The sequence below is a fragment of the Candidatus Poribacteria bacterium genome (assembly GCA_021295755.1).
GTDB lineage: Bacteria > Poribacteria > WGA-4E > WGA-4E > PCPOR2b > PCPOR2b.
The window spans coordinates 1-26467 of the sequence record JAGWBT010000057.1 but is presented as its reverse complement, the minus strand read 5'-3'; the positions used below and the strand labels follow the sequence as shown (position 1 = coordinate 26467).

At 50.2% G+C, this 26467-nt stretch carries 19 protein-coding genes; 13 read left to right on the top strand and 6 right to left on the bottom strand.

Translation table 11 applies throughout. The features are described 5' to 3' along the window. A partial coding sequence (locus J4G02_10140; GenBank protein ID MCE2394932.1) for a DegT/DnrJ/EryC1/StrS family aminotransferase occupies positions 1–699 on the top strand: 699 nt, incomplete at its 5' end. On the opposite strand, the gene J4G02_10135 is transcribed toward J4G02_10140, so the two are convergent. Further along, a complete protein-coding gene (locus J4G02_10135; protein MCE2394931.1) occupies positions 696–1844 on the bottom strand; it encodes an acyl-CoA dehydrogenase family protein in 1149 nt (382 codons plus the stop codon). The genes J4G02_10140 and J4G02_10135 overlap by 4 nt on opposite strands. A 461-nt stretch (positions 1845–2305) precedes the next feature. Here J4G02_10135 and J4G02_10130 point away from each other — a divergent pair, with 461 nt between their 5' ends. From J4G02_10130 to J4G02_10100, 7 genes are all read left to right on the top strand, one after another. Continuing rightward, complete coding sequence (locus J4G02_10130; GenBank protein MCE2394930.1) at positions 2306–4243, top strand: hypothetical protein; 1938 nt, start codon at positions 2306–2308, stop codon at positions 4241–4243. Between the two features lie 120 nt (positions 4244–4363). Beyond that, complete coding sequence (locus J4G02_10125) at positions 4364–5806, top strand: bifunctional 2-methylcitrate dehydratase/aconitate hydratase (protein ID MCE2394929.1); 1443 nt, start codon at positions 4364–4366, stop codon at positions 5804–5806. A 646-nt stretch (positions 5807–6452) separates the two neighbouring features. Further along, a complete protein-coding gene (locus J4G02_10120) occupies positions 6453–6731 on the top strand; it encodes an HU family DNA-binding protein (GenBank protein MCE2394928.1) in 279 nt (92 codons plus the stop codon). 368 nt (positions 6732–7099) lie between these two features. Next, entirely contained in the window at positions 7100–8137 is a 1038-nt protein-coding gene (locus tag J4G02_10115) for a MoxR family ATPase (GenBank protein MCE2394927.1), read from the top strand. A 202-nt stretch (positions 8138–8339) separates the two neighbouring features. Next, complete coding sequence (locus tag J4G02_10110) at positions 8340–9125, top strand: 2,4-dihydroxyhept-2-ene-1,7-dioic acid aldolase (protein ID MCE2394926.1); 786 nt, start codon at positions 8340–8342, stop codon at positions 9123–9125. Between the two features lie 132 nt (positions 9126–9257). Continuing rightward, positions 9258–9845 carry an imidazoleglycerol-phosphate dehydratase HisB gene (gene hisB / locus J4G02_10105; protein ID MCE2394925.1) on the top strand — a complete coding sequence of 196 codons (588 nt, stop codon included), beginning with the start codon at positions 9258–9260 and terminating at the stop codon, positions 9843–9845. 293 nt (positions 9846–10138) lie between these two features. Next, entirely contained in the window at positions 10139–16687 is a 6549-nt protein-coding gene (locus J4G02_10100) for a hypothetical protein (protein MCE2394924.1), read from the top strand. Here the strand turns inward: J4G02_10100 and J4G02_10095 are convergent. Together J4G02_10095 and J4G02_10090 are read right to left on the bottom strand one after the other, a co-directional pair. After that, positions 16641–18329 (bottom strand): CRTAC1 family protein, encoded by a 1689-nt coding sequence (locus tag J4G02_10095; GenBank protein MCE2394923.1) that lies wholly within the window; start codon positions 18327–18329, stop codon positions 16641–16643. The genes J4G02_10100 and J4G02_10095 overlap by 47 nt on opposite strands. Before the next feature lie 110 nt (positions 18330–18439). Next, positions 18440–19432, bottom strand: coding sequence for a Gfo/Idh/MocA family oxidoreductase (locus tag J4G02_10090; GenBank protein MCE2394922.1), 993 nt, complete (start codon positions 19430–19432; stop codon positions 18440–18442). A 297-nt stretch (positions 19433–19729) separates the two neighbouring features. Here J4G02_10090 and J4G02_10085 point away from each other — a divergent pair, with 297 nt between their 5' ends. The 4 genes from J4G02_10085 (at position 19730) to J4G02_10070 (ending at position 23491) form a co-directional block, all read left to right on the top strand. Beyond that, positions 19730–21214: a PQQ-dependent sugar dehydrogenase gene (locus tag J4G02_10085; protein MCE2394921.1), complete on the top strand. Its 1485-nt coding sequence runs from the start codon at positions 19730–19732 to the stop codon at positions 21212–21214. A gap of 370 nt (positions 21215–21584) precedes the next feature. Beyond that, the gene (locus J4G02_10080) at positions 21585–22154 is read left to right on the top strand and encodes a phytanoyl-CoA dioxygenase family protein (GenBank protein MCE2394920.1); all 570 of its coding nucleotides are present in this window, start codon (positions 21585–21587) and stop codon (positions 22152–22154) included. Positions 22155–22174: 20 nt separating this feature from the next. Further along, the gene (locus tag J4G02_10075; GenBank protein MCE2394919.1) at positions 22175–22378 is read left to right on the top strand and encodes a hypothetical protein; all 204 of its coding nucleotides are present in this window, start codon (positions 22175–22177) and stop codon (positions 22376–22378) included. A gap of 9 nt (positions 22379–22387) precedes the next feature. Continuing rightward, a complete protein-coding gene (locus J4G02_10070) occupies positions 22388–23491 on the top strand; it encodes a VCBS repeat-containing protein (protein ID MCE2394918.1) in 1104 nt (367 codons plus the stop codon). 192 nt (positions 23492–23683) lie between these two features. Here the strand turns inward: J4G02_10070 and J4G02_10065 are convergent, their stop codons facing one another. Beyond that, a complete protein-coding gene (locus J4G02_10065; protein MCE2394917.1) occupies positions 23684–23992 on the bottom strand; it encodes a hypothetical protein in 309 nt (102 codons plus the stop codon). Between J4G02_10065 and J4G02_10060 the strand changes: the two genes are divergently transcribed. Beyond that, positions 23971–24729 carry a hypothetical protein gene (locus J4G02_10060; protein MCE2394916.1) on the top strand — a complete coding sequence of 253 codons (759 nt, stop codon included), beginning with the start codon at positions 23971–23973 and terminating at the stop codon, positions 24727–24729. The two genes, J4G02_10065 and J4G02_10060, sit on opposite strands and share 22 nt — an antisense overlap. Before the next feature lie 189 nt (positions 24730–24918). On the opposite strand, the gene J4G02_10055 is transcribed toward J4G02_10060, so the two are convergent. Both J4G02_10055 and J4G02_10050 read right to left on the bottom strand, forming a co-directional pair. Further along, positions 24919–25911 (bottom strand): PD40 domain-containing protein, encoded by a 993-nt coding sequence (locus tag J4G02_10055; GenBank protein MCE2394915.1) that lies wholly within the window; start codon positions 25909–25911, stop codon positions 24919–24921. 67 nt (positions 25912–25978) lie between these two features. After that, on the bottom strand, positions 25979–26467 hold a 489-nt coding region (locus J4G02_10050; protein ID MCE2394914.1), incomplete at its 5' end, for a PD40 domain-containing protein.

Here is a 26467-nt window from a genome sequence, read left to right as displayed (position 1 = left end):
CTTGGCGATATCAACGGTTTTAGCTTTGGCGGAAAACACCTCTCGGCGGGCATGGGTGGTATGGTCTTAACCAATGATGAGGGACTCTGGGGGCGTGGTGTTCTCTTTGCTGACGCCGCGTTGCCTCGCGCCAACGGACCGTATGAAGGTCTGCCCTATGCAAACTACTTCCTAGCACCGAACTATAAGATCAACGACCTGATTGCGGCGGTATTGCTCACCCAGCTCAGAAAGGTTGATGGCTACATTGCGAACAAGATTCGTGCTGCCCAACAGATTATTGAGGGGCTTGCCGACATCAAGGAGATTACGCCTCAGCAGGTTCGACCGGGCGACCGCCACACCTACTGGGTCCTCGGTTTTACGATCGATACCAATCGGCTCAACTGCTCCGCCGGGGAGTTCGCCGAGGCGGTGAGCAGAGAGGGAGTCCCGCTGTCGGGACCGTACATCGGATCGGGTAAGGAGGGCCCTCTTTATCGCAACCCGTTTCTCGCTGAACCGGACTGCTACGGCCGCACCCGCTTCCCATTCGACTATGAACGGGAAAAGCCGATCGACTACCGGCTTGCCGAATGTCCGTATGGCGAAGCCCTGATGGGTCGCGGTGTCAATCTCAGTATGCTGCCCAGCTTTACCGATGGGGACATTGCGGACATCGTCCGAGCAATTCGCAAAGTCGCCCTCCATTATCGTTAGAACAGACCTTCCGGCTCCAGCCCCAAGAAAAACTGCCCCGCCGTCTCATAGTGTGACATACGTCCCTGAATCTGCTGCGTGATAACATGCGCGTCTTGAAACCGGCGTTGAATCGGCTTATGCTCGAAAATAGAGTCAGAACCGCACACCTCATAAACAATATCAACTGCTGCGGCTGCCATACGGATGGCGTGCGTTGAAGCCAATCGCAACCGGATGCGTTCCTCAACCGTCAGAGTATGAACCTTGCAGGCACTCTCCCACGCTGCGGCTGCGGTTTCAAGCAGAAACGCACGCCCCGATCCCCAGATTGCTTCGGCTCTGCCGATCTCTCGTTGGACGATGGGTTTATCTCGCAATAGATTTTGATCAAAACGCGGACGCTTCCCGCCCGCCAACTCAACCGCGGCATCCAGTGCCGTACGCGCGACGCCAAGTGCCGTGCACGCAAATCCCGAAGCGAACAGCAGCAGCATCGGCATCACATACAGTGGTCCCTCCTCACGCGGGGTATCGGAAGGGTTGAATGTCCGTTCACTGGGGACGAAGACATCCTTAACCTCAAAGCTAAAAGTTCCAGTCCCCCGAAGCCCGTTGACCTGCCAGACATCTACGAGGTTCACCTCGTCTTTCGGCATGATTAGCATCCGATCCGCCCTCTTATCCCCCGAAGGATCTTTGACGGGAGCGACCGCTGCCATCCAAGTGGCATGGCGACAACCGCTGCTAAAATTCCACCGACCTGTGAGACGGTATCCCCCATTGACAGGTACAGCAAAAGCATTTGTTGGGGGCCCGTTTGCAACCACCACCCGCTGGGCACCCCAAATCTCTCGCGCTAGCGGCTCAGGCATTTTCGCAGAGACAGTCGCAAAGACATTATTTTGGTTGATACACCAAGCAGTGCTACCGTCAACTTCAGCGAAGGTCTGAACGATGGAAAGATGCTCCAGATAGTCGATCTCTCCTCCGCCGAGGGAACGCGGCACCAGTAGGCGGAAGAGCCCTTTGTCTGCCAGTTCTGCAAAAAGTGCATCAGGTAGCTCCCGTTCGCGATCAATCTCGTCGGTGAGCGCTGCAACACGGGGCGCGAGTTTACGTGCTGCGGTGAGATAGGAACCGGGGTTGTTTTTAGCGGATGCCATTTTTTGCCTCACTTTCTGGGCGCGGTCTTTAAGGTTAATTTCAGGTCAGATCATGGGTTATAGTACCATAGATTGGTGTAATCCTTCAACCCTTCTTGACAACAGATGTCCTTGATGCTACACTCATTCGGCAATGGGGATTATTTGTGAATGTAGTAACCTTGGGTGCTAGGGCGTGTTGACATTTTATAGCGGTTGTAGGGAACAACGATCGTTGTTCCCTACGAAAGCCTCCACCGGGACATCGGGGAGCTCATTGGTTCATTAGTCGGTTGGTTGATTCATTCTTCTTATGTTCCACCCTTCGGATAGACATGTCGCCCCGCTGGGGCTAAATGAACCGATGAGCCAATGATTTTTAGTTTCACGCATCACGTTTTGCGTTATCAACAGCTGCAAACCAGCACGATTGGTTAGTAGTAGACCACCAAGAATTGGTTTGAGGACAATGGAGTGCTTAATTGCAAGGGACCTCCGAACGCAGGAAATATGACGGTGCAACGGCGCGCGCAATACAGATTGGTCTGTTTTTAGTCCCTGTCAACGTCTATTGGGTGACACTTGTGGAGATGAAGTATCGCGCAGAGGCGACCGCCCTGCCGATATTTATCTACCCCATCTTTATTCTGTTCTGCCTTGTCGCTTTCAACAACTGCCTATCAAAGTTATGGCAGCGGATCCGTTTATCCTCTGGGGAGCTACTGACCATCTATTCCATGCTCGTGATTTCGACTTCGATCGCGTCGTATGGGATGTTACAGGATCTGTTCGCGTTCTTCCTTCACCCGTACCAATTCGCCTCGCCAGAGAATGAGTGGAAAGAACTCTTTTTCCATTATATTCCGCCTTGGTTCACCGCCAACACACCTCATGATATACTTGCTGAATTCTATGAAGGCGATTCAACGCTCTACAAAGCAAAGCACCTTAACGCTTGGGTGAGACCTATGTTGGTCTGGACAGTATTCACGTTGGTGTTACTATATATGCTCCATTGCATGAACACACTCGTGCGTCGCCAGTGGGTCCAGACAGAACGACTAGCATTTCCAATCATCCAGCTGCCCGTAGCGATGGCGCAGTCACCACATTTCCTTCGGAACGGTTTTTTATGGCTCGGCTTCGCTATCCCCGCCGTTCTCGATCTCATGAACGGATTGCATGTCCTTTATCCATCCGTTCCATACCTCCACCTCAAATTGACCTCCATCAGCCAATATTTCTCCGAGAAACCGTGGAGTGCGATAGCAGGTACGCGGCTTTCCTTTTATCCGTTCATGATCGGACTCGGATTTTTCCTACCGCTTGACCTCTCTTTCACCTGTTGGTTCTTCTATGTACTGCGCCGGCTAATAAGTGTGTTGGTTACTTACTTAGGACTTACGCATCTCCCCGGCTTTCCGTACTTTCATGAACAAGCCGGCGGCGGTTGGTTCTGCCTATTCTTCATAGCGATATGGGCAACGCGGAAGCATTTGGCTTTTGCGTTTCGGACCGCATTTTCCGCGACCTCATCGGCCGATGCGGATGAACCGATGCGCTATCGAACGGCACTGATCGGGTTGGCGGGTGGATTTCTGTTCATGGCTATCTTTTCTGCCCAAGCCGGCATGTCAATGGTCGCTATCCCAATCTTCTTTGCCCTCTATTTTGCTATCGCTATCGTTATCACCCGTCTACGGGCAGAATTTGGCGCACCGCACAGAATATCCAATAATCCGATGGACGTAATGGTGACCTGTTTTGGATCGCTAGCTTGGGGTGGACGCAACCTGACTGTGATGAGTTTCTATCAGTGGTTCAACCGGAGCTATCGTTCGCACGCAAACCCGAATCAGTTTGAACCGCTCAAGATGGCTGAGGTCGCTAACATCAACAGTCGTCGATTGGTGTGGGCGATGATGCTTGGGTCTGCTGTCGCACTCATTGTAGGGATGTGGATAAATCTAGACCTCATGTACCGAGACGGAGCAATTGCACGGGTGTCGTTCTTTAAGATCTGGGTCGCCAATACAGCGTTCCGACGATTGGAAACCTGGCTATATCATCCGATGCCTGTCGATTCGCTGCGCATGACGTTTATGGGCGGTGGGCTGGTATTGACCTTGATTCTGTTCGTTTTGCGAATGCGCTTCTTTTGGTGGCCCCTTCACCCCGCTGGCTATCCGCTCGCCCTCAGTTCCTCGATTGATTACTTCTGGTTTACTTTTTTTATCAGTTGGGGGTTAAAAGCGGTTATCCTGAAGTATGGCAAAGTTAGGGGGTATCAACGCGCCATCCCATTCTTCTTCGGTTTGATTTTGGGGGATTTCATCACAGGTGGACTCTGGATGGTGTACGGTGTTTTGACACAGCAGCAGGTCTATATGATCTACCTGAATGGGGGCACGTGGTATTGAAACACCGCCTTATAAAGTAGGGGACGCAGATCCGCGTCCCCTACACAACCAATAGAGTAATTCGTATTAAGATTCCACAAAAACACAAAATCAAACTTGTCAGAAAAGAAGGTGCTTTTTATGGTATCACACATTTCAAACACTCGACCCGATCCTGATCCGATACTTGTTGACATCGCTGCGTATGTCGCACAGGAGGTTATTGACAGCGATCTCGCTTACGAGACCGCGCGCCACTGCTTGATGGACTCACTCGGTTGTGCGTTGCTGGCATTGCGTTATCCCGAATGCACAAAACATTTGGGACCAACCGTTCCCGGCACACATGTTCCATACGGTGCCCGTGTTCCGGGAACGCAATTTGAATTAGATCCGGTACAGGCAGCCTACAATATCGGTTGTCTGATTCGCTGGCTGGACTACAACGATACATGGCTTGCGGCAGAGTGGGGGCATCCGTCCGATAATCTAGGCGGTCTCCTTGCGATGGCAGATCACTTGAGTCGGCGGAATCTAGCAGATGGCCGTTCGCCATTGTTGATGCGGGATCTCCTCACTGCGATGATCAAAGCGCACGAAATTCAGGGTGTCCTCGCGCTGGAAAACAGCTTGAACCGGGTTGGCTTGGACCATGTACACTTTGTCAAAGTTGCATCAACCGCAATAGTAACGGGGATGCTAGGAGGTAGAGAGGAAGAGATTGTCAATGCTGTTTCCAATGCCTTCGCTGACGGGGGCAGCCTACGGGTCTATCGACAAGCACCGAACACCGGTTCACGGAAATCGTGGGCAGCGGGCGATGCAACGAGTCGCGCGGTATGGCTAGCGTTGATGGCGATGAAGGGGGAAATGGGCTATCCGTCCGTACTCTCCACCAATGGGTGGGGCTTTTGCGACGTGTTGTTTAAAGAAAAGCCATTTGTCTGTCGGCAGCCCTATGGAGCTTACGTGATGGAGAACATTCTGTTCAAGATTGCGTTCCCAGCGGAGTTTCACGCCCAGACAGCGGTGGAATGTGCCTTCGCGCTGCATGAGAGCGTGAAAGATCGTTTGGACGAGATTGACGAGATCACAATCACAACACATGAGTCTGCGATACGCATTATTTCAAAAACGGGACCGCTGCACAACCCCGCCGATCGCGATCACTGTCTTCAATACATGGCAGCGATTGGGCTCATCTACGGAACGCTCACCGCCGATCACTACGAAGATGAGGTCGCAGCGGATCTACGCATTGACGCCTTGCGCGAAAAGATGACCGTCGTAGAAAATCTGCAGTATAGCAAAGATTATCTCGATCCGGATAAACGATCAATCGCCAATGCGCTCCAAATCCGCTTCACAGATGGCTCAATCACTGGAAAGGTTGAAGTCGAATACCCGATCGGGCATCGTCGTCGCCGCGCGGAAGGGATTCCGTTGCTGGAGGAAAAGTTCGCCAATAACCTAACGACCCGTTTTCCGGCGCAACAGGTGGGGACAATCATGGAACTTTGTCTGGATCAAGAACAATTGGAAGTCACGCCGGTGAATGAATTTATCGGGATGTTTATTATCTAACCGGACGAACTACCAAAAGCATAAAAGGAGGAATTATAGTAGATCTTGGAATTAATGAGACACTCCAAACCGGTGCGGTTAGAAACCGCACCTACCGGGGGACAAAAGTGTTTATTTATTTTTAGAATTCACTATAGTTTATGGCAGATGATAGAATTACTTAGACACTTGTACCCACAAACAACCCCCTAAATCCCCCTTATCAGGGGGACTTTGGAAAATGTCCACTTATTTCTCTAATTCACCATAGTTTAGATAAACCCTTGTCGGCTATAGGATACCTCCTTTTTATTTTAGGACTTACGCAAATTGAACAGAAAATTGGCATATTTTGATGAAAAGTGGTTATTTGGTTGCATCTAACCCCCTAAATCCCCCTTATCAGGGGGACTTAAAGAGGAAATGCGTAAGTCCTATATTTGTTTAAATTTAACGAAACCGAACGAAGAAAACCGTCGTTTGTTAAGGTCGGTATACCACAAGATATTGGGTCGTTGAACCCAATGGCACACAAAAAAAATGCAAAAAAACGCTTAAACCCGCACTACCACTGTCTTTTTCGCTTGACATGCTAGTGTGTGTGTAGTATAATTGGCTCAGTTTTTTAGTATAATCTTTAAGTCTTTTCATCCATTAGGAGGATAACATGGCTGACGTTAGTAAGCAAGACGTTGTCGACGCCGTTGCTGATGCGACAGGATCGAGTAAAGCAGACGCAAATAAAGCGGTTGACGCCGTTATTGATTGTATCAAAGGTTCTTTAGCCGCTGGTAAATCTGTCGGGCTAATTGGTTTTGGTACTTTTGAAGTCAGAGAGAGAGCCCCCCGTGAAGGTCGAAATCCCCAAACGGGAGCCACAATCAAAATTGGAGCGAAGAAGGTTCCTGCCTTCAAAGCTGGAAAAGGGCTCAGAGACGCTGTTTAATTAAGTAATCATAATGATCACCATGGCCGTTTTAAGGCATGGTCTAAAAATTGGTTGAATCTGTTTTAAATGCGCCATGGTGATCGTTTCCTCCTTCTACTCACCTCTCCATTACATCCCCCTCCAATCTATATCTCAAACGAAGCGTCCCAAAAACGCTGCACACCCCTCACCTTATCTTTCAATTACAATACTCCAATTTGTGCCTCCGTTCGCCGATTCAAAAAGCAATCCTTGACGCCGTGTCGTTAAATAGGCTACACTTATAGACAAATGTCGAGTGTATATTGTAGAATAGGGCAGACCCTCCGGTGGAGTAACGCTGCGTGGGGCTCGCTTAGAATCCAGCTGTAACAAATTAGCAATCCATGGAGAACGAACAGTTGAACGACACCAATTCCGTAGATGTGCCAGATGCAGATTTAGAAGCTGCAGAATTTTTGAAAAATGCGCGAGAATCAATTTTGAATGAACTCAAGAAACGGATCGTTGGTCAACAATCGGTTATTGACGAATTGTTGATTGCGCTTTTTTCGCAAGGGCACTGTTTACTTGTGGGAGTGCCCGGCCTAGCAAAGACGCTGCTCATCAATAGTCTGGCTCAAATTTTAGACCTTGATTTCAGTCGCATCCAATTCACGCCGGATCTGATGCCTGCGGACATCATCGGCACCGATATCATTCAGGACGATGTGGACACCGGCAGACGGTTTTTCCGCTTCATTAAGGGCCCCGTTTTCGCCAATATCGTGCTAGCGGACGAGATTAATCGCACCCCCCCCAAAACGCAAGCGGCACTGTTGCAAGCCATGCAGGAGTACAAAGTTTCCGCGGGTGGCACAACCTATGAACTAGATCGCCCCTTCTTTGTCTTAGCGACACAGAATCCGATTGAGCAGGAGGGCACCTATCCGCTGCCTGAAGCGCAACTGGATCGGTTCATGTTCAATATCTATCTTGACTATCCCGATCCCGCCGATGAAAAACAGGTTGTCATGGCGACGACTTCTGCATATGAACCGCAGCTAGACGCCGTTATCACAAGCGAAGAGATCCTGCGGTTGCAGCAGGTTGTCCGGAAGGTTCCAATTGCGGAATCAATCGTTGATTATGCAGTTGCATTGAGTCACCATTCTCGTCCAAACGCGCCGGATGCGCCGGATTTCATCAAGGATTGGGTTAATTGGGGTGCAGGTCCCAGAGCGTCGCAATATCTGGTACTAGGAGCAAAAGCTAGAGCGATTACGCATGGTCGCTATCATGTCTCTTACGACGATATACGCGCCGTCGCTAAACCGGTGCTGCGACACCGTATTCTCACGAACTTCAACGCCGAAGCTGACGGGATATCAAGCCTTGATATCATTGATCGATTGCTAGACTTGGTGCAGCCTTCGGAAACTTAGGTAGAAGTATACACAGGAAAACGGGAAGACGGGAAAACCAGAAAACGGGAGGCAGCGGGAGAGCGAGTTTTTGAGGGCTTGCCCTTCACCCACTCGCTCTCTCGCCCGATCATTTTTTCGTCTTATACAAACTCACTGCTGCTTTCCGAGTTGCGGACTGTAACCGTCAACTCATTAAACCTGAATAGTGGAGGTAACTTATATGCGACGCAACAAACTACGAGAGCTGTTGAACGAGGGGAAACCGACGCTCGGCACTCATATCCATAGCACCTGGCCCTCCGTCGTCGAAGCGATTGGGCATACAGGATTGTACGATTATGTTGAATTTGTGGCAGAATACGGTCCCTTCGATCTGCACGATCTCGATAATCTGGGTCGGGCGGCGGATTTATACGGCATGTCTAGCATGATCAAGGTTGACCAAGAGCCGCGTGGCTTTATCGCACAACGCGCAATCGGCTCCGGTTTCCAGAGCGTGCTGTTTGCCGACTGTCATACAGTAGAAGATGTCAAGGAGTGTGTGCGCATCTCACGCCCGGATACCCCCGAAGATGGCGGCTCCTATGGTGTTGCAACTCGTCGCTTCGCATACATGGGGTACGGAGGCTCCCAGACATATGTTGAGGCGATCAGGGATGTCGTCGTCGTGATTATGATTGAGAAGGCGGGCACTGTTGATAACCTAGAGGAAGTCCTTTCGGTCGACGGGGTCGACATGATCCAGTGGGGCGGATCCGACTACTCGATGAATATCGGCAAAGCCGGTGAACGGGGCTCTCCTGAAATCCAAGCTGCCGAGCGCAAAGTGTTTGAAACTGCTATAAAGATGGGTGTACCACCACGCGCCGAAGTTAACACCGTGGATTCGGCGAAATCCTACCTTGATATGGGGGTCCGCCATTTCTGTATTGGCACGGATATTTCGATCCTTTTCGATTGGTGGAAGACACATGGTGACGATTTTCGGAAAGCGATAGAAGGATAACGTCATTTGGACTTCCAGATGTAATTATCGCACAAGTGAGATAGTCGCATTTCTAATGATAAGATGAAACGTGAAACGTGAAACGTAATAGGTGAAAATTTTCACGCTTCACGTTTCAGGTAAGGAGACGGTGTGAAACGCAAAGCTGAAGTTGCTCGCGAAACGCGGGAGACGCAAATTACGCTTAAACTCAATATCGATGGTTCAGGGGAGTCCAATATCAGTACCGGCGTTGGGTTTCTGGACCACCTACTTGAACTCTTTGCCAAACACGGATTTTTTAACCTCGAAGTAAATGCTACCGGCGACCTTCACGTTGATGCACACCACACGGTTGAAGATGTGGGCATCTGCTTAGGGGGGGCTTTCAGGGACGCAGTCGGAGACAAAGCCGGAATGCGTCGATTTGGCAGTTTCACCGTTCCGATGTATGAGGCACTTGCACGGGTTGATCTGGATCTCTGCGGCCGCTCTTACCTTCACTACCAAACACCCCTCAATCATGGACAGATAGGCACCTTTGATGTGGAACTTGCTGAGGAATTTTTCCACGGGTTTGTCAACCATAGCGGAACGACGCTGCACATCAATGTCCCTTACGGCACCAATCGTCACCATATCATTGAAGCGATTTTCAAGGCGGTTGCAAAAGCGCTTGATATCTCTACAAGTATTGATGATCGTGTCAGTGGTGTGCTTTCAACAAAAGGGACCTTATAAAAAATAAAGAGCAACGGGTCATACGTAAGGGAGTATCTGTCTACCGACGTTCTCTTTGAAGGGAATCATTTTTGACCAATGCGCTCTTGCACATTATTTTCTACGTACTATTTGTTTCACCATCCCTACCAACTGCATAGAAGAATTAAACTATTTCTTCAGCCAAAAGATTCTTTTGTAAACTAGTCCTCTTTCTTCTGCGTTTATCTCCCAAATCTTAGCAAGCCGCCATATAGAGGATCTGCCAGATTAATGAACGGTTTATCTGATTTCAGATCTGATGGAGATACGCATTGAATTTGATCGGCACAAAAATTTCCCGCCCGCCTTCCTTCTTCATTCTCGCACTTGTTTTTGTTACGTTACATCCGCCCGCTGCTCAGGCCGAACCTATTCTCAAAGACGTATCGCTGACGGAATCCTACATGAAACGCCGCGCCCTAGCACTCGATATGGAAGAAGCCGAACCCCCAACCAAGCTCGCCGAAGAATCGCAGACACAGGATTTTTGGGCAACTCCAGCAGATTCGGATCCGGATCCGTTGAAAACCCAGCCGCCCCCGGCAGACGAAGCAACAGACGACCAAGACATCCGTCTAGAGATGTTGACGCCGTACTATGAATCGTTGCGTCGATGGAAGAATCCACCTTTTCTCCTCGACCTCAACGAACTTGGTGACTTACGCGAAGGCAAACAGAAAGAGAAAGAAAAGGGTATTGCGCTTCCCCTCCAGTCTAACCTCCAGATCACGGGTCATAAATCGGTAACAGTTGAACTACACCAAACGCACTATTTTGGCGAAGGCGATATCAACCGTTATGGCGGCAGTTATGGAGGAGGTAGTTTTGGCTCCGGACTAGATCTCGGGTTGACCTCCTCCTATACCTACGACAGCTTTGGCAGCGGTTTTGGTGGATATGGCGGTGGATACGGTGGCGGTTTCGGAGGTGGATATGGCGGGTATAGTGGCGGTTTCGGAGGTGGATATGGTGGTGGATCCGGCAGCAGTTTTGGAAGTGGTCGTTACGGAGTGCCTCGTGATACCGGAATAAATATTCGGCAAACCCTCGAGGTCGGTTTACACGGGCGGGTTGGGGAACGCACTCACGTTGAGGTTCAATATAGCGACTCAGGCGGTGGGTACGGTGGCGGATACGGTGGCGGATACAGTGGCTATAGTAGTGGTTATAGCGGCGGGTACGGCGGTGCAAAAGAACAGAAAATCCGCGTCTGGTATGAAGGAACGGAAACAAGTATTCTCAAGACCCTCTCTTTTGGTGACCTGACACTTAATATACCCAATACCCGATTCTTGAACGTCAATCGCAATCTATTTGGACTTGAGGCGGTCGCCCAACTTGGAGGGGCAAAGTTGACGGCATTCGGTTCCCGCAGCAAAGGTATCTCTGATATACGCCGTTTCCGCGGGGAATCTCGACGCGCAGGCGGCGGCAGAGGTTTCCCAATTCCCGATGCGAATTATGTTAAAGAGCGTTTTTATCTGATTCATCTCGGTGAAGATGAACTCCTCCACGACTCCTACCGCCCAATTAAGCACGGTAGCGAGGAGATTTATATCGACGATAACGTTGCAAGTAACAATCAGGGTGGTGTACGGACGGGACGTGGTTACTTCAACCTTCAGCAGGCGGGTCGGGATTATAATATCAATTACGAAACCGGTGAAATCGAGTTCTTAACGCCGATTTCTGCCAGCTACGAGATCGTTGTCGCCTATGAATATCTCGGCGATGGTGGTGGTGTGGTTGGAAATCCGGGGAGTGTCTTTGACGATGAGAATGATGACGGCACAGTCGATGAAGAAGGAGAGGCAATCGGCTATGTCACCATTAAAAAGAAAAGCCTGCGCGGCACGGAATCACGGCGTGTGTATAGTCTCGGCAACCGGAATATTAGCCCACGGGATTATCAAATCACCATTGTGCGTCAGGGGAGTGGTGAATCATTCAATACAGGGAGCGCAGAAATTCCGTATATCCAGATCTTTGAACTAGATCAAAATGGAGATGGTATCGTTGATCCAGAGTTTATCGACTTTGACCGAGGCATCTTGACGTTTCCTGATTTGCGTCCCTTTGTTATTGATGATCCCACAAGTCCTTACTACCAATTTCGTGAACAGTTGAGTAACGAAGCAATCTACCACGAAAACCCCAGGACGACCGATGCGGCTTACACGATCATCGTAGATTATTCTTTTCAATCGGAGACGTATAACGTCGGGCTATTTGTTATCCCAAACAGCGAGAAGGTAAGACTCAATGGGCAACTGCTGCAGCGCGATGTTGACTATACAATGATATATGAGGTCGGCAGCATTCGCTTTTTTACTGAACTTGATGAATTCGACGAAATTGTGGTTGAGTTTGAGAGAACTCCGTTTGGTGGATCGCTGCAACAAACGGTTGCCGGACTATGGCTGGAATATTCCTACGTGCCCAAACCGAAAGCAGAGAAGAAAGAGCAGCAGTTCGATCGGTTTGAACGGCTTATCGGTAGGATTGATGGCCTGGAAATAGGTGATCGGTCTGACATTCAAGACAGTCCCTTTGGACAACGTTCCTCCGGTGGATTTGGTAGTCGAGGTGGTGGTAGATCTCGTGGTTTTGGCGGCGGTTTTGGCAGCGGTTTCGGCGGTGGATTCGGTGGATATTCCAGCTTAGGTGGTCGATCTAGGCGAGGGTTGCGTGCCGGTGGCAGCAGCTATTTCAATCCTACATTCCAAAAAGGATTTAGTTTTGCAACAGGTTACATCCTGAACACCGGACAGAAGCCGTCTCGCATCCCCGATGTCAACGGTGCACCGAGTCGCTTGCAGGCTGTCAACTTCAACACCAGCTTCGGAAGAGATTTCAATTTAGCATGGTTGTTGAACCCACTACCCTTTGTCGCAATGCGTAATTTTCCGTTGTCAGTAAATTTCAGCGGGGAAACAGCGTTCTCCCACAATAACCCGAACAGCGTTGGGCTCGCCCTAATCGATAGCATGGAAGGGGCACGGGAGGCGTCGAACACCCCCACGTTCAAACATCATTGGCGTGTGAGCAGCCTACCCGTCGCAGAAGGAGTGACCTTGGATAATCGCGCACTTTTTCGGGTGCTCGCGCGGGATCGCAACGAATCCCAAGCTGTTGGCAACTATATGCGTAATCGTGAGGTGCCTGCATCGGTGATTAATCCGCTGGCAAACTCGACGGAAGAACGCCTCATCATGGAGGTTGGTTACGATTTGACAGATGTCATCGAGGAGTGGGGCGGCTTTTCGTACGGTTTATCCGCCTCTGGAGAGGATTTTTCAGAGCGCCAATTCCTCGAAATTTGGTTTCGGGTACGTGGTGATTCGGACGTAACGTTGCATATCGATCTGGGTGTTGTGAACGAAGATAGTGACTTGGATAACCGACTTGACACCGAAGATTTGCCACCGGAGTTGGAAGATATCAACGGGGATGGGAAGGTCGATACGCTAGACCTTGATTTGGAAAACCTGCCTGCCTCCCACAAATTCCGTGCAAATGGCTCGTTGGACACAGGCGAGGATGTCGGCTGGGAGTATAGTGCTGGGTTTCGACCGGCGAAAGTTGGCACCAACAACACAGTTTTGGATACAGAAGACCTTAACGGAGATGGTGTCCTAGACACTATCGACGCCTATCTCGAAATCAAAATTCCGCTCAACGATATCCCTGAAGAGTGGCTAAAACGTCAACATCCAAATGGCTGGACATTTCTGAGTATCCCGCTCAGTGCCGCAACAGCTGAAGGGAACCGGCTACCGAACCTTGGCTATATCCAACATCTGCGTTTTTGGTTACAGAAGAATAGATCCGGAACTGTCACAGGCAAATTTGAATGGGCATCAATTGAGGTGGTCGGAGTTCAGTGGGAGCGCGGCGTAGTAACACGAAACGACACAATTACCAGTGATGCAGCCGAACGGTTCACCGTTGGCACCAAAGACAACTTCAATTTTAACGATTATCAGGTTGCTTACGACCAGATTAAGGATGAAGACAACTTTAAGAAGTTACACCCCTTTACCGACTCAACATACGGCTATCAACAACGGCAGCAACGGGAGCAAACACTGACGTTGAATTATGTACTTCTGCCGGAATCCTTCGGTGTAACATCGCGAGTATTGCGTGGACTCCAGCACGGCGAAGGACAAGATTTTTCAAAACATGACACGCTTCGACTGTGGATTTACGGCGATAGCAGCGAGACGACATTTGTGTTACGTCTTGCGCCGAGTATCCGTACCGGATTTCGGTCTACCTATCGTTCTGCAGGTCCCTTTGAGAATCCGCAAGACCAAGAAGAAGATATTAATGTCTTTGAAAATTTGAGGGACTTTTACGAATACACACGCGTAATTGATTTCGACGGCTGGAAGCTAATTGAAATCGAGTTGCACGATCTGAAACACAATGAATATCCGGACGCTGACATACCAACTAATCTAGGCGGCGTTATACCGCAAACAGGTCAAATTGGTCAACTGGATCCAACAACGTCGCCGGACCAGTCGCCTGAGCAAGAGGTAGATGCTAACGCACCGGATGGACATCCGGATGGTTTCGTTGTGCGGGGAACAAACAGCTCCCAACTTTCGATAAAGAATGTCGGAGGCATCCTAATCGGTCTCCGCAATGACACCGCACGAGAGATTGGTGGAGAGGTGTGGGTCAACGAAATTCATCTAAGCAATCCGCTAGTACGTTCAGGTTGGGCCCGGCGCGCGAACATGAACGTTAAACTTGGCAATCTGATTAAGGTGGATGGCGGATATGCAAGGCAAGACAAAGACTTTGAGAATTCTGCCGGCGATACAGGGCGTCAACGTCGACACGATTTGGGTTATAGTACGACTAGCAATGATTTCAATATCAATACTGAACTCACCCTCTTTTCTTGGCTGCCCATCCGCTACTCTGTCCGAGAGGATGAATCTGAGACAGAGAGCCAGCGTGGATCTTTTAGCTCCTTCCAAAGTGGAAAAAGTAAAACAAAGAATCGGGATTTTTCGGTGAGTTTGAATTTGCGTCCACTCCCAGTATTGGGGTTCGCGCTCAATCGTCAAGATTTCTGGAATGAGCGCCAAGGCACGGAACTAAGCGATCTCTATACCGGCTCTTTCCAGTTCGCTCTCGGCTCGTTTTTTGGACTAGATGTTCAGTACCACCACGAAGACGTTGAAACAGATCCACTGACAGCAACAGACACGAGTAGCGGCAGCCGTTCTTCGTTTGGGAGCTACTATGGACGCAACCGAGATGAAAAGGTGGATAGCGGCAGTATTTCAGTCGACATCAGTCCGTTTGAGAGTTTTAGCCTGAATCCGCAGTATGAAGTCCGGCGTACCCTTGAGAAACAGGATCCTAGCGCCCAAGGCGAAAGTAGTTTCAGCAGCTTCGGACAATCGGCAGCCACACCAGTAACAGGAGAGGAAGCAGAAGAACCGGCAGTAGCCCCTATATTCACCATTGCAGAGCGAGAACATCGGCTTGCTCTGACTCCGCGCTTGAATCGCGATTTTCTAGGTATCCGTCCAACGATAAATAACCGAGTTAGTCTGAATGAGAACTGGTTTGGCGATCGAAAAGATGCCCGGATCAGTGCGAATGTTAGCTTAGGACTCAACGTCCGCCCACGGGCGTGGTTCGGTTGGTTGTTCCGCGAACCGGAACCTGAAGCGCCTCCCGAAGCAGAGAGTGAACAGGGGGCAGCAGAGACGGGAGAGGCAGAAAATAAGGAACAGAGTAGTCCAACATCTAAACCGCCCTCAGACTTTGACAGCTTTGATGAAGAAACGCGCCTTGAGGAAACGCGTCAACGAGAACTTGACCGGCTTGAACGGATGGGCATTGATTCGGATGTAATTGAAGAAGCAGAGGAGCAACGCGGGGACTGGATTCGTCGTGATAAGGCGGAACTGGCACGAAAACTGAAAGAACGGGAAAGCAAACCAAAAGAAAAAGAAGCAGGCCTTTTTCAACGGAGCATTGAAAGCCTTGGGTTGAATGCGAACGTCAGTCTCAACAATCAAGATTCTCTACGAAGGCTAGATCGGGGGATGCGGGTTGCTGATATTTTACAACTTCCGGATGAGGCTGAAGAACGCACCCAGTCGCGCCAAGGGACACGCTACAGTTTTCGCACATCGGTTGATCCGTGGAGCTGGGCATCGCTCGGCGGCAACATCGATCTCAGTAACAACTTTACCAAGTCATCAAGTACCTCCTCTAGATCCGAGTCTGTACGTTATGAAGGGGATATTAAGATCTTCAATTCAAAAAACTCATCAAGCCTTCAGATGAGATACGGCTATACGCTACGAGATCAGAGTAATATCAATACCCAGATTGGCCAGACGACCGCTCACGAACCCTCGGTTAGTTGGAGTCATACATGGGGAGAGACGACAAAAACTGCATTTGGTATCCGCCTCACACAACGCGATGGGGAACGAAGCGGGATTGATACGACTTCGTTCATTGTTACACCAAATGCCAGTATTGACTACCGGGTGCGGATAGAAGGCGGAATTCGGCTTCCCTTTATCGGCAATATTCCCCTTGAGCACGACTTAGATCTCAGCAACACCCTTTCAACGGTTATCCGTCGCGAACGGTTTGGAGCGAATCGGGAAGAACGGTCTGAGCGATATGAAACGTCTCTGCGGGTTGGATATAGGTTGAGCGAGCGCCTCACTGCCGACTTGAATCTCGGCTTGAGCTATAATAACGATCGTGTCGAAGAGGGGCGGGATTTTATTTCGGTGGCAAGTGCGTTGACGGTTCGGGGCGAGTTTGAGTAATCGTAAGGGACTGATTCGGTTTCAGGTCAACGAACTGATCAGCGTCTCCACTGTCCCACAGTACCGTAATTTCATCAATTTGGGAATCATTTCTAACTCCGAAGATAGCTGTGAGTTCGCTCTGCGAACAGTAGCTTGCCCCACTCTTCAGCGTGCGTGTCTGCGTACCGGATTTAGACTGTACAGTAATCTTCGCACCGATTCCACTCCGGTTGCTTTTGGTCCCGATCAGTTTCAACTTAATCCAATTGTTTCGATTCCCACCGTCGTTACGGTATAGACGGGCTGCTGCATTGGAAGTATTGACCAACACATCCCAATCACCATCGTTATCAATGTCCCCATACGCCGCACCGCGTCCGACGATCGGCTTTTGAAGGTCTGAGCCGACTTTTGGCGCAACTTCTTCAAACTGACCATCTCCAATGTTGTGGAATAAATGTGGTGGTTGCGCATAAGTCACCTTGCTCTGCAGAGCGTTGATGTCGCTTTCAATGTGACCATTGGCAGCAAAGATATCAAGTTTTCCATCTAGGTCGAAATCGAAGAAGAAACAACCAAATGTCAACGTTAGCAAACTTGGAAGTCCAATCTTGGCAACGGGGGCATCATCGATAAAAAGCGCCTCCTCGTTACGATAAAGATTCATCATTTCATTGGAGAAATTACCAACCATAAGGCTTTCCCGTCCGCTGCCATCGTAGTCTCCGGTGTCAACCCCCATCGCACCTGTCGCAACACCTCTTTCATCGAAAGCAACACCCGTTTCTAGTCCTCTTTCGATAAAGGTCCCGTCCCCGTTGTTCTGATAGAGTTTATTCGGTTGTGTGTCATTCGCCTCGAAGATATCGGGGAAGCCATCGTCGTTGTAATCAAACACACAGACACCGAGCGATTTACTGGTCGGGTCTTCGATTAGGGCAATGCGAGAGACATCGGTAAACGTCCCATCCCCACGGTTCCTGAATAGCTTGCTTGCCTGCCCCGGATACGATTTGGGACCGCAGTAAGATCTATTCACACCGTCTAGCTCGTCGCAGAACAGATTGGTCTCAGGGGTCCATTCCACATAATTGGCGACAAAGAGATCGAGATTGCCATCTCTATCGTAATCCAGCCAAGCGCAGCTTGTCCCTAAACCGGGGTTATCAATTCCCGCCGTTTGCGTTGCATCAACAAAGGATCCATCGCCCTGATTCTGAAATAACCGATCCGCCGTTAAACAGCTTATATACAGATCATCATCACCATCATTATCGTAGTCAGCGACAGCGACACCGAGTCCGTACAATTCTACGGCAAGTCCGGCAGTTTCTGTGACATCAGTGAACGTTCCGTCTTGGTTGTTCCGATAGAGCCCCATCGTTTGTCGCTTCCCGGTTGGCTGCCCACCCCAATCTTTACCGTTCACCAACAGAATATCCTGCCACGCATCGTTATCGTAGTCAATAAATGCACAGCCAGAAGCGATCTCTTCGGGAAGGTATTTATCGCCAAACGCACCGGTGTTATGGACAAAATCGATCCCTGCCTCTTTCGTAACATCGACAAATTGGGGGAGTGTTTCTGCAGCAGTTGCGCTTTGTATCCAGATCAGAGATATGAAACTGAAAATCCATTTTGTTAATGATGTGGGTTTCATTATTGGTTCATTAGAAAATAAAGTGCCAAACGCTCAGAGAAACCGAGTTTTTTCGGAAAAACTCGGTTTCTTTACACAACTTCTTAGCATGACCTCACTGTTGATTGTATTTAAGTGCCCACTTTAACTTTCGTATTGTGTGTCATGGCAGCCTCAACGGCTAAACAGGTTTCAACCGTTGCAATCCCTTCAGACAATGGACAAGCCAGAGGTGTATATTCCAAAATACTATCGACAAAGTTCTCCATCTCGTATGCCCATTCAGGGGAGCCACGACCATGTAGCGGTGTCGTTGTCAAGCGTTCTGGATCCCATTCGGCTGACTTGTGGAGATAACCGTGCAGCACCTCTTCCTCCCACCAACAGATGATTGTCCCGCCGTGACCGTAGACGGAAAGCGACATAATGTATGGACGCACCACCGATGCGCTGGTAAACACTTTGCCCATCGCACCATTCTTGAATTTCAGAACTGCGAGTCGCGCATGTTCCGTATAATCACCGGATACCTCCTCAATGTCGCCGGCAACCCAACGCAACAGGTCTACCGAGTGATAGGCAATGCCCAATCGCATCTGTGCCCGTGGGCTGCGTCCCCATGTCAGGCGGCTCGGATATTCATCCGGATCTGCTTTATGTGCGTAGTTGGACGAAAGGTAGAACAGATCGCCGATGTCGCCGCCGGAAACAATCTCTTTCGCGTGTGCAAAGGTGGGCCAAGAACGGCAGATATGTCCTGTAGCAGCTTTCTGGTTCGGATATTCAAACATGGCGATGCGAAGTGCTCGGCACTCCTCAATCGTAAGACACGCAGGCGTCTCACCAAGGACGTGCTTTCCTGCACCCAAGCACGCAAGCAGCTGCTCTGCGTGAAGGTAGTGCGGTGTGCACAAATTGAATGCGTCGATTTCGTCATCCTTCAAGGCTTCGTCAAACGAACGATAGATTTTCGGAGCGCCCCACGCCTCCGCCTTCGCCTTTGAGGCGTCAGAATGTGCCACGACAGCGGCAACCGATGCTTTCTCAGGAATTGTCTTGTAGCCGTTAAAATGGTTCGTACCTGTCCAACCTGTGCCGACTATACAAACGTTGACTTTGTCCATCGCTTAGATCTCCTTAGTTCTGGCAAACCGTTCCGCACATAAATGATTCGTTACTTAACCTCTTTTAGAAAGAAAAATTGTCCCTTACTTTGAAGATTCTGTGATATAATATCATAAGTTGTTACCTCCTGTAAGAGCAAATAGCACAGATCTTCGGAATGAAGCAGATGTTTTTGCCAGCGATCGCAACATTCTGCGACGCGGTACTATGATACAATTCGCATCACCCACTGGAAGAGAAGGTATCCGCAAGTTGAATTAATATTATATGTTACGAATTTTTCCTAGAGGTCTGTTATGAAAAAAACGCAGCGGAGTGCCAGCCAATTCCTCATCGCTGCGTCTACGCTGTTAATTTCGGCGATTGCGCTTTCCTCTTGGCAGACAATCAGCGATGCGGCACTGCCCCTCGACGAAATTGAACTGCCGATGGGGTTTGAAATTAGCGTCTATGCGGAAGGCATGCCCGGCGCGCGTTCAATGAGTCTGAGCCCCAATCGCACGCTATTTGTCGGCACCCGGGGCGCGGGGAAAATTTATGCGGTTCTGGATGGTGACGGGGACAACCAGGCCGATGAAGTCATCACGGTTGCACAGGGTTTGGATTCGCCCAATGGCGTCGCGTTCCGTGATGGAGCACTTTACGTGGCTGAAATCAGTCGTGTGCAGCGCTACGATAACATCGAAGCCAGTCTGCACAATCCGCCTGCACCTGTCGTGGTCAACGACAGCTTCCCGAATGACAGACATCACGGTTGGAAATTTATCCGTTTTGGTCCCGATGGGTTGCTCTACGTTCCTGTCGGCGCACCGTGCAACGTCTGCGAGCACCAGGATCAACGCTATGCAACGATTATGCGGATGAAGCCCGATGGCACAGACCTAGAAATCTTTGCACACGGTGTCCGTAACTCCGTCGGATTTGATTGGCGTCCAGAGACACAGGAACTCTGGTTCACCGACAATGGTCGGGATATGATGGGTGACAACAGACCGCCCGATGAACTGAATCACGCGCCAGAGAAAGGACTGCACTTCGGTTTTCCCTATTGCCATGGCGAGGAGATTCTTGATCCTGCCTTCGGTCAGCAACGCAGGTGTGAGGAATTCACGCGACCAGCGATGAAGTTAGGTCCGCATGTGGCGGCGCTCGGTATGCGCTTTTACACGGGCACCATGTTCGGTGAAACATATCGGAATCAGATCTTCATCGCCGAACACGGCTCTTGGAATCGCACGGTACCGATCGGCTATCGTGTGACGCTTGTGCGGTTGGAAGATAACCAGGCGGTGTCTTATGAAGTTTTTGCGGAAGGTTGGCTCCGAGAGAATGGTCGGGCATGGGGGCGTCCTGTGGACGTACTCGTGATGCCTGATGGCGCACTTCTCATCTCCGACGACCGCGCGGGCGTCATTTACCGCATCAGTAAGTCAACCGTTGTGCCGGTGGAGGCGACGGGAAAACGACAGGCCTTGTTGGGCAAAATCAAGCAGACTGCTCTGTTTCAGAACTATCCCAATCCCTTTAACCCCGAAACGTGGATTCCCTATCAACTAGCAGAAAAAGCATACGTTAGCATCCGCATCTACGACGCTTCCGGGCATCTCGTCCGGGAGTTAGCACTCGGCGATCAGCCCCCGGGTGAGTATCGGAAGCGGCAGAAGGCAGCTCACTGGGACGGACGTAACCACGCCGGCGAACTTGTCGTAAGCGGAATCTATTTCTATATCCTAGAAGCCGGTGATTTCCGCGCCACACGGCAGATGAGTGTGGCGCGATAGGTGTAGTTTCCCATTTGCTAGGGAACATGGTTAATGATGCGCCCTCTCCCTGAAAACTTTAAGGGAAAAATAGAAAGCATTGATAGCTAACCACTCTTAAATTTAGGGCAAGTGGGCTAAAGTGAATTAACGCACAACACCCGCTATTAAAGGCGAGATGCCGCTTCTAACCCTTACTCCATTTTCGGACAGAAAGTCCGTCTCGCTTTTATCGCCAAAAATATCCGCGACAAGGCGAGGGGCGAGATTCAAGGGGCTAGTGCCTTGGGCCTCCGTTTTTATCTGCGGGTCTCTGCGTGAATCTGAGTCCCACAATACAAAGCACCATTAAATCCATAACTCGCACCATAATATCGGAGGTACAAAAACTATGCCCAAACTCGTTGACCCCGTCATCGCGGATCCAGACGATATTGAGGCGCAAATCGAATGCTTCAAAGCCCACGGTTATGTTATTCTTCCAGATCTACTTTCGCCCGATGAAGTCGGCACCCTCAATGACGCCATTGACCGAGATCGGGAGACAAACCCTTTCATGTGGTTTTCTGGAACATCACCTGACTACAACTGCAATCTTCTGTTGACAGAGCCTGCCTTTGAGATGACCATCCGTCATGAAAGATTACTCCCGCTTATCGGAGAATTGATGGGCGGTCCGATCTGCTTTGAGGAACTCGCTGTACGCCACCGTGGTAGCGAGGATGAGGCGCATGATACGGGGTGGCACAGAGATCGTGGCTATTGGCCCCAACACCCCCTGAATCTTGATTATCCACAGGTTATCTACTACCTGAACGATGTGAACGAGACTACTCACTGTTTCTCTATCAGCCCGGAGCCTACGACAAAGACGCACACCTTGAACGCGGTGGTATCCTCCATTTCTACGGCAGCGCAGGTTCGGCAATCCTTTTCAACTGTGCTACTTTACACGGCGTAACACTACGGAATACTGATAAGGTGCGCCGCACAATTCAGGTCTATTATGGGCATCCCGATCGCCGTTCGTTGAGCGAAGTAACACTGATGCCTCCGAGTTTGTGGCGAGATCACTCAGACCCGGAAGTTCGCCGCTTCTACAGCAAGTTCAATCGGTATACGAGGGTCATGATGGACGGTCTCAGTATGCCTGATGAGAGGGAACACTCACTTCCGAAACTGTAGGTGAAAATCATGCAATTCAAAGCACATCTTGTTGATGATACAATCAGGAGCGTCTACGGGCTAGAAGTTGCCGACATCAACGGCGACGGACAGAAGGATATTATCATGGGCTCGACCGGCGAGCCGATTATTGCCTGGTACGAAGCACCTGATTGGAAAAGGCATCTGATTTCAGACCAACATCCCGGCAACATCACCATCGCCGCTCAGGATGTGACAGGAAACGGTCTACCAGATCTGTTTGTTGGGAGCGCATTTAATCGGGGCGATCGTTCTCTCATCGAATATCTACATTGGCTCGAAGCCTCTACGGACGGTGGGCAGTGGAAGAGTCATTTCATCGAAGAAATCCCATACCTGCACCGTATCGCGGTTGCCGACATCAACGGCGATGGTCAACCCCTCCTGTTCGCCGCATCGATTCAAGGTCCCGAAGGTGGGCTAGATGATTGGTACGATCCGGGCAGTCTTTGGTGCTATCCGCTCCCAAGTGACCCGGTCAATGGACCTTGGGAACGGCGTTTAATTGACGGTGAGCTGCATCTCAACCACGGGATGAGTGTCGGCGATGTGGACGGGGATGGCAGGCTCGATATCCTGATTGGCTGTCGGGATGGGGTCATTTGGCTTGAACCTCCTTCGGATCCGTTAGCAGGTGAGTGGAGCCGATGGGTGATTAGTGACCAAGAGAGCAGCGAGGTTTTTACGGTCGATCTGGATGGCGATGGGGTCAACGAAATCTTATCCATTGAACCGTGGCACGGGAACACGTTATCGTGGTACAAGGCGTCGGGGGATTTGCGGACAGGCAAATGGACACGCCACCAGATCGATGACACACTGAATCGTGGACACTCGCTGCACGGAGTTGATGTCGATGGCGATGGGCGGGTGGAGATTATCTCCGGGTATAACGGTGAGGGCTGGAACCTTCAACTCTATCGTCCTGAGAATCTGGATCAAAACCGGTGGACGAAAGAATTCATTGACCACGGTGGCTTGGGGGTCGGTAATATGCACGTGCTTGATTTGAACGACGACGGACGGGTGGACATCATCGCTGGGGGTTTGAGCACGGGGAACGTCAAGTGGTATGAGAATTTGAGTGCGTAGTTCCCTTCTTACAGCTAACCCCCTAAATCCCCCTTATCAGGGGGACTTATGAACCAACTGCGTAAGTCCTAATCAATTATGCTTATACTTTGTGCCAATGTTGGCAGCACTTCATTCAAATATCAAATTATTGATGTCGAAACATCAGCGTCGCTAGTCACCGGCGGTGTTGAGCGGGTCGGCAATTCTCCATCACCGTTCACACACGCCGTTCCCGGCAAACCGACTGTGAATGGCGAAATCGATGCGCCAAACCATAATGCTGCGATTGTACACGCGATAGATCTGATCACCGACCCAGAAACAGGAGTGATGGCGGATCTCAGCAACCTCGTAGGAATAGGCTTTAAGACCATTCTCGCCAGAGGGATTTGGCGTTCCGCGTTGATAACAGACGAAGTAATCGATGCCCTTGAAGACGATATTCCATTTGCCCCGACCCACAATCCCGCTTTCAGGAGCGACTTCCGAGCACGCCATTGGTCGCCGTTTTTGAGACATGGTTCCACCAAACGATGCCCGACTACGCCTCTGAATTTGGTGTCCCACGGGAGTGGGTTGAGAAGCATCACATCCGTCGCTACGGCTTCCACGGTGCATCACATCGCTACATCTCAGAACGAGTCCCCCAACTGCTCGGCGATCCACCGGCGGACCTGCGGATTATCTCCTGTCATCTTGGTGGGAGTTCATCGTTGTGCGCTATCTGCAACGGTCAGTCAATCGATACCACAATGGGAGTTTCGCCGCAATACGGTCCCATCCAATCATCCCGAAGCGGCGATCTGGATCCGTTTGCGGTGCTTTACCTGATGGACCGTCGTCAACTGATTGAGGAATCGGGGCTGCGAGGGATTTCAGGTGTCAGCGGCGATTTGCGCGATGTCGAAGCGGCAGCAACGGAGGGGAATGACGACGCACGGCTGGCGATGGACACCTTTTTCTATCAGGTCAAGAAGCATATCGGTGCTTACATCGCCGCGCTCGGTGGGGTGGACGTGATTGCGTTCACCGGCGGGATCGGCGAAAAGAGTACAACGGCGCGTGCGGCAATCTGCGATGGATTGGAATGGCAGGGTATCTTGTTAGATCCAGAAAGGAATGAGAGTCACACCGGCGAAGGCGAAATCTCCGCCGCCGATAGTCGTGCGAAAATCTTCGTCGTGCCAGCAGATGAGGAGATTATTGTCGCACGGGAAACGGCAAACGTCATCGCACAACGGAGGAATAATGCGTAATGCGTGATTCGTAAAATCTTCTCGCTCATGTTAAGAAGCCGTGCAACAGAAATCGATTTTTTGTAAGAGTTGAGTTACCCAATCTGTTGGTCAAAGGAACCTCGTCCGTACGGCGGGGAGACCCGGCCCCTACGATTTCGCTTCGCATTTTGCACCTTCTTTTTACGTGAGCCTTCTCAATAATGGCAGTTATCGGTCACGCTGTTTGAGCCGTCCCCATATTGTAAACTTTTTGTCCGCGGGAGAAACCGAAAAAGGAGTGTTCAACCATGCGGGACCAGAGTCACTATGCGGATTATTGGTGAGGTTTTGAAGATTACCCCCATCGGCGTCCATCACGTAGATTTCAGAGTTTCCATCTCTATCAGACTTGAACGCAATCCGTTCACCGTTGGGTGACCATGAGGGAGAACTGTCCCAACCGCGATGATTGGTCAGTTTTTGTTGATTCCCGCCATCGGCGTCCATCACGTAGATGTCAAATTTTACAAAGTCCCCCTTCCTATCAGCCGCAAAGGCAATGCGTTTACCGTCAGGGGACCATACAGGATCCCAGTCATTATTCCGATTTTCAGTGAGTCTTTGTTGATTCCCGCCATCGGCGTCCATCACGTAGATTTCAGAAGTGATTCCAAACTTGTTTTCAACGTGCCCCTCCCTCGCAGACGAGAAGACAATCCGTTCACCATCCGGCGACCATGAGGGATTCTCGTCTTCTATGAGATTGTTAGTGAGTCTTTGAAGATTGCTTCCATCGGCATCCATCACGTAGATTTCAATGTTATGATTCCTATCATTATCCCTATAAGACTGGAAGGCAATACGTGTACCGTCCGGTGACCACGAGGGAGATCTGTCATCAGAGGGATGGTTAGTGAGGTTTTGCTGATTACCACCATCGGCATCCATCACGTAGATTTCAGAAGTAAACCAACCGGGGATACGGTGAGGGTGCCCATCCCTATCAGATATGAAGGCAATCCGTTTACCAGCATGGCGATTATTGGTGAGTCTACGCGGATTACCACCATCGGTGTCCATCACGTAGATTTCAAAGTTCCCATCCCTCTTAGACACAAAGGCAATCTGTGCCTGTGCATCAATGGCTACTATCAGCGGTGTCAGACTTAATGCTACACCGGTAGCTAAAATCAAATGTGCAAACCTATGTCTTCGGTGCATCTGCTATGCCTCCTATGGTTTCAAATCGGTTTTTTATCCTTAAACGCTGTTCTCTCAACAGTGGCAGTTAGCGGTTTGCCTGTTTGACCGCTCCCCATAGCGTGAGGGCCTTACCGGCGGACGCAACGGAAAAAGCAGAACCAAACCATGCAGGAGCAAGGTCATCCTCGGGATGATTGGTGAGGTTTTTAGGGTTACTCCCATCGGCGTTCATCACAAAGATGTCGGGGTTCGCATCCGCCTCTCTATCAGACACGAAGACAATCCGCCTCCCGTCAGGGGACCAGGAGGGTTCCGTATCCTTAAAGGGATGATTGGTGAGATTACGCGGATTCCCCCCATCGGCATCCATCACGTAGATTTCATAGTTCCTATCCCTCCAGGACTGAAAGGCAATGTGTTTACCGTCAGGAGACCATGAAGGAGAACTGTCCCAAGCGCGATGATTGGTGAGGTTTTTAGGGTTACCCCCATCGTCGTCCATCACGTAGATTTCAAAGTTCCCATCCCTATCAGAATAAAAGACAATGTGCCTACCGTCTGGGGACCAGGAGGG

What these genes read in the sequence shown, in the direction of transcription:
- J4G02_10135 (MCE2394931.1), bottom strand. Translation starts at nt 1,844, where the DNA reads ATGGCATCCGCTAAAAACAACCCCGGTTCCTATCTCACCGCAGCACGT.
- J4G02_10125 (MCE2394929.1), top strand. Translation starts at nt 4,364, where the DNA reads ATGGTATCACACATTTCAAACACTCGACCCGATCCTGATCCGATACTT.
- J4G02_10120 (MCE2394928.1), top strand. Translation starts at nt 6,453, where the DNA reads ATGGCTGACGTTAGTAAGCAAGACGTTGTCGACGCCGTTGCTGATGCG.
- J4G02_10115 (MCE2394927.1), top strand. Translation starts at nt 7,100, where the DNA reads ATGGAGAACGAACAGTTGAACGACACCAATTCCGTAGATGTGCCAGAT.
- J4G02_10110 (MCE2394926.1), top strand. Translation starts at nt 8,340, where the DNA reads ATGCGACGCAACAAACTACGAGAGCTGTTGAACGAGGGGAAACCGACG.
- J4G02_10095 (MCE2394923.1), bottom strand. Translation starts at nt 18,329, where the DNA reads ATGAAACCCACATCATTAACAAAATGGATTTTCAGTTTCATATCTCTG.
- J4G02_10090 (MCE2394922.1), bottom strand. Translation starts at nt 19,432, where the DNA reads ATGGACAAAGTCAACGTTTGTATAGTCGGCACAGGTTGGACAGGTACG.
- J4G02_10085 (MCE2394921.1), top strand. Translation starts at nt 19,730, where the DNA reads ATGAAAAAAACGCAGCGGAGTGCCAGCCAATTCCTCATCGCTGCGTCT.
- J4G02_10080 (MCE2394920.1), top strand. Translation starts at nt 21,585, where the DNA reads ATGCCCAAACTCGTTGACCCCGTCATCGCGGATCCAGACGATATTGAG.
- J4G02_10070 (MCE2394918.1), top strand. Translation starts at nt 22,388, where the DNA reads ATGCAATTCAAAGCACATCTTGTTGATGATACAATCAGGAGCGTCTAC.
- J4G02_10065 (MCE2394917.1), bottom strand. Translation starts at nt 23,992, where the DNA reads ATGTCTCAAAAACGGCGACCAATGGCGTGCTCGGAAGTCGCTCCTGAA.
- J4G02_10055 (MCE2394915.1), bottom strand. Translation starts at nt 25,911, where the DNA reads ATGCACCGAAGACATAGGTTTGCACATTTGATTTTAGCTACCGGTGTA.